The sequence below is a fragment of the Rhizobacter sp. P2_H2 genome, assembly GCF_056403375.1.
Genome location: NZ_JBFUFP010000160.1, coordinates 1 through 8,022, shown reverse-complemented (window position 1 = coordinate 8,022; position 8,022 = coordinate 1). Strand labels below are relative to the sequence as shown.

Genomic DNA, 8,022 nt, shown 5'->3' with positions numbered 1-8,022 from the left:
GGCCGACGGCGTGGACATCATCCAGTTCGACGAACCCGCGTTCAACGTCTACATGAAGGACGCTGCCGACTGGGGCGTGCAGGCGCTCGGGCGCGCCGCACAGGGCTTGACCTGCACGACGGCCGTGCACATCTGCTACGGCTACGGCATCAAGGCCAACACCGACTGGAAGAGCACGCTGGGCGACGAATGGCGCCAGTACGAGGCGGTGTTCCCCGCGCTGGCCCGCAGCCGCATCGACCAGGTGAGCCTGGAATGCATCCACTCCCATGTGCCGCCCGACCTGATGAAGTTGCTGGCCGGCAAGGACGTGATGGTCGGCGTGATCGATGTGGCCAGCGATGTCGTCGAGACACCCGAGGAAGTGGCGGACACCATCGGCCGCGCGCTGCAGTTCGTGCCGAAGGAGCGGCTGTTCCCGTGCACCAACTGTGGCCTGGCACCGATGGGGCGGGACGTGGCTTGGCGCAAGCTGGAAGCGCTGGCCAAAGGCACGAAGCTGGCAAAGGAGCGGCTCGCCGCGGCGTGAAGCACATCGGGTCTCAACCACCATGCGCAAGACCTTCCTCGGCGTGCGCCTGCGCACGCTGCGTGAGCAGCGCGGCCTGACGCAGGCCGCGCTGGCCGAATCGCTGGAGCTGTCGGCCAGCTACGTCAACCAGCTCGAGAACAACCAGCGCCCGCTGTCGGTGCCGGTGCTGCTGAAGCTGCAGTCGGCGCTCGGCGTCGACCTGCAGTTCTTCTCCGAGAGTGAAGAGGCGCGCCTGATGGCGCAATTGCACGACGTGGTCGCCGATGGCGGTGCCGCGATCCCGCATGCGGAGGTGCTGGCCCTCGCGCAGCAGATGCCGGCGCTCGCGAATCGCATGCTCCAGCTGCACAAGGTGGCCCGCGATGCGCAGGAGCGCCTCGAAGCGATGGCCGTCGGCCTGGGCGACCGCGATGCCCGGCCCGGCCTCGGTCCGACCCAGCCGCACGAGGAAGTGCGCGACTTCTTCTACGCGCGCCACAACCACGTCGCCGAGCTCGACGAGCTGGCCGAGGCCACGCATGCCGAGCTGGACCCGCCCTCGCTGCTGGCCCGCGACCTCGCCGGGCGGCTCGAGCGGCACTTGCTGCTGAAGCACCGCATCTCGACGCGCACCGCAGCGGCCGATGCGCTGCCCGGCCTGCGCAGCTACGACCCGCGGTCACGGCTGCTGACCTTGCATGCGGATCTCGAACCGGGCCAACGCGCGTTTCAGCTGGCGACCCAGCTGGCCTTCGTCGAGGCCGACGAACTCCTGGCCTCGCTGGTGGCGGGCGGCGAATTCCGCAGCGACGAATCGCGCGCGCTCGGGCRCATCGGGCTGGCCAGCTACTTCGCCGGCGCGCTGGTGCTGCCCTATGCGCCCTTCCTGGCCGCCGCGGAGGAACTGCACTACGACATCGATCGGCTGGCGCGCCGCTTCGGCGTCAGCTTCGAGACGGTGTGCCACCGGCTCTCGACGCTGCAGCGCCCGCAGGCGCGTGGCGTGCCGTTCTTCTTCGTGCGCGTGGACCGGGCCGGCAACATCTCGAAGCGCCAGTCGGCAACCGACTTCCACTTCTCGCGCACCGGCGGCACCTGCCCTCTGTGGAACGTCTACGAGGCGTTCGCGCAACCCGGCAAGGTGCTGACACAGCTGGCCTCGATGCCCGACGGCCGCACCTACCTGTGGATCGCCCGCTGCATCCGCCACGACAGCGGCGGCTTCGGCACACCGCCACGCGAGTTCGCGGTGGCGCTGGGCTGCGACCGCCGGCACGCGTCGCGCCTGGTGTACGCCCGCGGGCTGGCGCTGGCCGACCCGCAGGCGGTGACGCCGATCGGCCCCGGCTGCAAGGTCTGCGAGCGCCAAGGCTGCGCGCAGCGCGCGTTCCCGGCGCTCGGGCGGCCGCTGCGCGTCGACGAGAACCAGCGGCCGGTCGAGCCCTACGCGGGCGTATAGATCAGGTCACTGCGGCCAGGCCGCGCCGACCCAGTCGCTCCAGGTCTTCAGCCGCGCCGGCTCGATGCCGCTGCCCAGCTCCTTCGTCTTGATCAGCCCGTAGCGCACGATCTGGTCGGTGCGCGCGCCGAACGGCAGTTGCACCGAGCCCTTGCCGTCGCTCGGCAGCGGGTTGATCGCCCGGTCCAGGCAGAAGCGGAAGCCCGTCGTCTCCTCCGGCTCGCCTGCGATCAGCGCGTTCGGGTCGCAGCGCCGCCAGGCCGTCACCGGCTGCGTCGCGTAGAGCTGGTTGAACATCTGGATGCCGCCGTTCAGGGCCATCTTGTAGAGCCCGGGCTGCAAGCTGTCGTAGAGCCGGTAGCGCGATTGCGGCGAGGTCGAGTTGTAGGCCTCGCCGCCGTCCACGTACAGCGTCGGCACCACATGGAACAGCGCCTTCGCGCGGCCGTTGTTGCCCTGGTCGCGCTCCGGCGCGTTCGGCTGGTTCGGGTCGGGCTTGCTGATCGGGTAGCCGTTGTTGACGTACTGCGCGAGCTTGATGCGCGCCTGCAGCGTGCGCACCAGGTTGGCCTTCAGCGCCTCGTGCTGCGCACCGTTCTTCAGGCCCATCTCGTCGGTGAGCATCGCATCCCACGTCACGATGTACGGCCAGTCCATCGGGAAGTTGCTCCAGGCCTGCTGCGCGCCCGAGTTCAGCGTCATCTGCAGCTGGTACCACTGGTTGGTGTGGTACAGCGACGCGACGATGTTGTTGGCCTCCCAGGCCATCACGCGGTTGCGGTCGACCCCGTTGGGCAGCCGCTCGTTGACGTGCATGAAGTGCGGCGCCAGCTCGAACACGCCGAAAGTGTTGAACGGCCAGCCGCGCGCCTCGCCCGCGCCGACCCAGGCGCCGCTCGGCTGCTTGTCGGCGCGCGGATGAACCACTTCTGGTTGCCCTCCAGCCCGAAGGTGTGGGCCAGTTCCCACTGCTGCAGCGCGCCCCAGTTGGTCAGCGAGATCTTCGCGCGCTCGGTGAAGGCCGGGAAGGTGAACGCGCCGGCATCGGCCCGCGCCATCGTCGCGCCGTTCGCCTTCGACTGCAGCCAGCGCGCGCCGACGATCGCGCCGGTCGCCTTGTTCGGGTCGTTGAAATCGCCGAGGAAGTTGTTCGGCGAGAAGCCCATGCCCATGAAGATGGCCTGGATCTCGTCGCGCTGGCCGTCGGTCAGGTGGCTCCAGTCGCCGTACTTGCCGTTCGGGTTCAGGTGCGACTGCAGCCAGGCGCGTGCGCGGATGTGCTGCGCGAGCGTGTCCTGCTTGCCGTTCGCGAAGGTGCCGCCCTTCAGGAACGAGCCGCCGGCCACCGCGGCATTCTCTTCCGGCCACACGTCCATCGGGTGGATGGTCGGCATCCACGCGTTCCAGTCCGGGAACTGCAGCGGGATCGGGATCTCGCGCACGTTCATCGTCGCGCTCACGTCCATCACGCGGTCGATGTCGGCCTGCGTCAGCGCGAGCGGCTGGTCCTGCGGCTTGCCGAACAGCGCCCTGGCGGCCTGCGTCGCGTTGTCGAGCACTGCGGCGATGCCGGCGCCGGCCGCCCATTCGACGGTGGGCTTCGCGTCCAGCCCCGGGCCGGGCTGGTACGGCGGGTTCCACGGCGCGGCCTGCGCCACGTGTGGCACGTCGCGCTGGCTGTAGCGGATGTAGGCGGCGATCTGTTTGCCCTGCGTCTCGCTCAGCCCATGGAAGCGCGCGCGCTGCACGATCGCGTTGTTGGAGTAGTTGAAGTACTGCAGGTCACGCCCGTCGACCGCGTGGCACGACGAACAGGCCGCCTCGATGCTGCGGTTGACGATGCTCGATTTCTTCAGCAGGCCCAGGCCGTGCCACAGCGCGTCGCCGGCCGTCGCATCGGCGCTGAGCGCCTTCCCGGCTGCCTTTTCGGCGCTGAGGTCGGCGTATTGCGCGGTGTCGGTCGCGAGGCTTCTGCCTTGCGCATCCTGCAGTTGCAGCTCGACGATGCGGTAGCCGTTGGATTCGCCGTCGGTGCCGTTGAAGCGGAACTGCACGCGGTTGACGCCGGCCACCAGGCGCGCCTTCGCCGCGGTGTCGAGCAGCAGGCTCATGCGCGTGGTGTAGAGGCCACCGCGCGTCAGGCCGCCCTGCACCCGCTCGGGGTCGGCCAGCTTCATCGTCGCATCTGCAATGTCCACCCACGGGATGCTGCCAGCCTGTGACGGCGCGACGCCGCCGAGCACGCGCACGCTTGCCTTCACCAGTGTCGTCGGCTGCGTGGTGGCCTCGAACTCGGGTGCGCCGAAGAAGCCGCAGCGGTGGCACATGAACCACAGCTGGTTCACGTTGGCGAGCTGGGCCGACGGGATCGTCAGGCCGGCTTCCGCGACGACCGGCGCCGAGGGCGAACCATCGCCCAGCAGTTCGAGCGGGAGCTGCAGCGCGGAGGTGGTCGGCGCGGGGGCCGGGGCCGGGGCCGGCGCCGGCGCGGGTGCGGGTGCGGGCACCGGCGCCGGAGACGGTGCATCCGTCTGCGTCGGCGGCGGGCCGGCCGCGCCGTCCTCATCCTTGCCGCCGCACGCGGCCAGCGCGATCGTCAGCGATGCGAGCAGCGTGGCCGCGCGCGCACGCGCCAGGCGCCGGCCGCGCGACAGGTCGGAAAGTTGCTTCTTCATGGTTCTCTCGTTCAAGGCCAGGCGCGCAGCACCCAGTCGTTCCACTTCTTCAGCCGCTGCGCGTCACCGCCCATCTGCGTGATCTTCCAGATGCCGTACTGCGACTTCTGCTCCGCCGGCACGCGGTAGTCCACCGAGTTCATCGCGTAGCCGCCGTTCACCGGGGCCAGCGGCTTCTTCGCGCGGTCCAGGCAGAACGCGAAGCCGGCGGTCGGCTCGGGTTCGCCCAGGTCCATGTTGTTGGGATCGCAGCGCCGCCACAGGGCCGGGTCGGTGTCGGTGAACAGCTGGTTGAACTGCTGCATCGCGCCGTTGACGACCTTCAGGTGCAGGCCCGCCTGCAGCTGGTCGAACTTCTTGAACGGCGTGCTGCCGTTGCCCTGCGTCGTCGCGGTGTCGATGAAATTGGTCGGCACCAGGTGCTTCAGCGTCTGCGCCCGGCTGTAGCGGCCGCGGTTCAGGATGATCGAGCGCGTGTCGCCCGGCACGTACAGCGGGATCGCGTTGTTGACGAACTGCGCGCCCTTGATGCGCGCCTGCAGCAGCCGGATGTTGGCCATCAGCGCCCAGTTGGCCTGCGCCGGCGTCGAGGTGCCCAGCGCGTTGGCCAGGACGTCGTCGAAGCCGGTCAGGTAGGGCCAGTCCACCGAGTAGTTGACCCAATCGCCCTGGCCGCCCGGGTTGATGCTGRCCTGCATCTGGTACCAGGCGTTGGTGCGGTAGTACGAGCCCATCTTGTTCGCGGCTTCCCATGCCATGGTCCACTCGCGGGTCACCTTGCCGGTGGCGTCCTGGTCGGCCTGGTACAGCATGTGCGGCGCGAGGAAGAACGCGCTCACCGTGTTGAACGGCCAGCCGCGCGCCTCGCCGCGGCCCTTCCAGGTCTTCGCGGCGCTGTCGTAGTCGCCGATGAACCATTTCTGGTTGCCCTCGAGCCCGTATTGCTGCGCCCACTGCCACTGGTTGACCACGTTCCAGTGCAGCATGCTCATCACCGCACGCTCGATGAAGGCGTTGGTGGTGAACGAGGCGGGGTCGCCCGCCGTGGTGGCCGGCGAGGCCAGCGCCATCAGGTTGCGCGCGCCGACCTGCGCGCCGTTCTCGCCCGAGGCAGCAATGTGGTTGCCGCGGCCGCCGCCCAGGTAGTTGTAGGCCTCGAAGCCGGACATCTGCAGGATGCCCTGGATCTCGGCCCGCTCGGCCGGCTGCAGGTGGCTCCAGTCGCCGAAGGCGCCGTTCGGGTTCCTGTGCGATTCGAACCAGGTGGCGATCCGCTTCGAGGTCGCGTACGGGTTCATGCTGCCGTTGGCGAACTTGCCGCCGGTCTCGAACGAGCCGGTGGCACCGCCCGCGGGCCACACGTCCAGCGGGTGGATGGTGGGCAGCCACGCGTTCCAGTCCGGGTACTGCAGCGGCATCGCACCTTCGCGGGTGTTCAGCGTCGCGTTGGCGTCCATCACGCGGTCGACGTCGGCCTGGCTCAGGTTCAACGCACTGCCGTCCTGCGGCTTGCCGAACAGCGCCTTCATCGCCTGCACCGGGCTCTCGATCACCGCACCCAGGCCGGCGCCGGCCGCCCATTCGGCCAGCGGCTTGCTGTCCAGCCCGGGGCCGGGCTGGTACGGCGGGTTCCACGGTGCGGCGCCGTTCGCATGCGGCACCGACTGCATGGTGTAACGGATGTAGGCGGCGATCTGCCTGCCCTGCGCCTCGCTGAGCCCGTGGAAGCGCGCGCGCTGCACGATGGCGTTGTTCGAGTAGTTGAAGTACTGCAGGTCGCGCCCGTCCTCGGCATGGCACGACGAGCAGGCCGCCTTGATCGCGCGGTTGACGATGGTCGACTTCAGCAGCCTGCCCTGGCCGTGCCACAGCGCGTCGCCGGCGGTGACGTCGGCGCTCCAGCTGCGGCCGGCGTCCTTCTCGGCCTTGACGTCGGTGTGCTGCACCGCATTGCTCGCGAGGCTCGCGCCCTGCGCGTCCTGCAGTTGCAGGTCGACGATGCGGTAGCCGTTGGATTCGCCGTCGGTGCCGTTGAAGCGGAACTGCACGCGGTTGGCACCGGCGACGAGGCGCGCCTTGGCGGCGGCATCGAGCACCAGGCTCATGCGCGTGGTGTACAGGCCGCCGCGCGTCAGGCCGCCCTGCACGCGCTCGGCATCGGCCAGCTTCATCGTCGCATCGGTGATGTCGACCCACGGGATGCTGCCGGCCTGCGCCGCCGCCACGCCGCCGAGCACGCGCACGCTCGCCTTGATCCTGGTGGGTGGCTGCGTGGTGGCCTCGAACTCCGGCGCGCCGAAGAAGCCGCAGCGGTGGCACTGGAACCACAGCTGGTTCACGGCGGCGAGCTTCAGCGCATCGACGGCGAGGCTGGCTTCGGCGACGACCGGCGCCTGCGGCGAGCCGTTGCCCAGCACCTCCAGCGGCAACACGAGCGGGCTGTTCGGTGCCGGTGCCGGTGCCGGTGCCGGTGCCGGTGCAGGCGCGGGAGCGGGCGCAGGGGCCGGCGCAGGCGACGGAGCGGGTGCCGGTGAGGGGGACGGCGCCGGCGCAGGACTCGGCGCAGGACTCGGAGCGGGTGCCGGCGCAGGCGCAGGCGCGGGAGCGGGCGCAGGGGCTGGCGCCGCCGCGCCCACGGCCTCGAACCGCCATTGCTGATTGCCCTTGCCGGTGCCGCACTCCCATTGCTGCACCTCGGCGCCCACCGCCGTGCTGTTGCCCTTCACGTCCACGCACTTGCCGCTGTGCCGGGCCTTCAGCATGAAGGCGCCGCCGTCTGCGGTCGCGCTGAAGTGCTGGTTGGCGCCGCCGCTGTCGGAATACTGCTGCAGGCGCGCGCCGCTGACGGTGGAGATGCCCTCGATGTCGAGCACCCGGCCGCTGTTGGCGTTGCGCAGGCGGTAGCTGCCGTCGGCCACCGGCAGCAGGTCGAAACGCTGGCTGGCCGCGCCGGTGCAGCGCACCTGGATCGCCGATGCCTTGTCGGCCGTGCTCGCGGCGGCGATGTCCAGGCACAGGCCGGAGTGCATCGCGCGCAATGCGTACTGCCCGATCGCCAGCGCCGATCGGCCGCCGGTGCCCTGCGGGTACAGCAGGAACTGCTGCGCGGCCTGGCCGTCGCAGCTCGCCTGAAGCAGGCCGGCACCGCCCGCCGCGCTGACGCACTTGCGGCTGCCCACGTTGACGAAGCTGTAGCGGTTGCCCGCCGCCAGTTGCGTCGTGAAGCGCTGTGCGACGGTGCCGTTGTCGGTCCACTGGTGGATCACCGCGCCCTCGGCGGTGGACTGGCCGTTCAGGTCCACCACCCGGCCGGTGGCCGCATTCGTCAGCTTGACGCTGCCGTCCGGCTGGCGCTTCAGGTCGTAGGCCTGCGCCGG

5 protein-coding genes are annotated in these 8,022 nt (G+C 70.1%); 2 read left to right on the top strand and 3 right to left on the bottom strand.

What is annotated here, in order from left to right:
* Positions 1-529, top strand: a 529-nt coding sequence (locus tag AC1D15_RS11540; protein ID WP_477826077.1) for a uroporphyrinogen decarboxylase/cobalamine-independent methonine synthase family protein, incomplete at its 5' end; no start/stop codon positions are given.
* 22 nt (positions 530-551) lie between these two features.
* On the top strand, positions 552-1,970 hold the full coding sequence (locus tag AC1D15_RS11535) for a short-chain fatty acyl-CoA regulator family protein (RefSeq protein ID WP_477826076.1): 1,419 nt from the start codon (positions 552-554) through the stop codon (positions 1,968-1,970).
* 6 nt (positions 1,971-1,976) lie between these two features.
* Here AC1D15_RS11535 and AC1D15_RS11530 read toward each other — a convergent pair whose 3' ends face one another.
* The 3 genes from AC1D15_RS11530 to AC1D15_RS11520 all read right to left on the bottom strand — a co-directional run.
* Positions 1,977-2,810, bottom strand: coding sequence for a hypothetical protein (locus AC1D15_RS11530; protein WP_477826075.1), 834 nt, complete (start codon positions 2,808-2,810; stop codon positions 1,977-1,979).
* Positions 2,738-4,645, bottom strand: coding sequence for a hypothetical protein (locus tag AC1D15_RS11525; protein ID WP_477826074.1), 1,908 nt, complete (start codon positions 4,643-4,645; stop codon positions 2,738-2,740). The genes AC1D15_RS11530 and AC1D15_RS11525 overlap by 73 nt, the downstream gene beginning before the upstream one ends.
* A gap of 11 nt (positions 4,646-4,656) precedes the next feature.
* On the bottom strand, positions 4,657-8,022 hold a 3,366-nt coding region (locus tag AC1D15_RS11520), incomplete at its 5' end, for an RICIN domain-containing protein (RefSeq protein WP_477826073.1).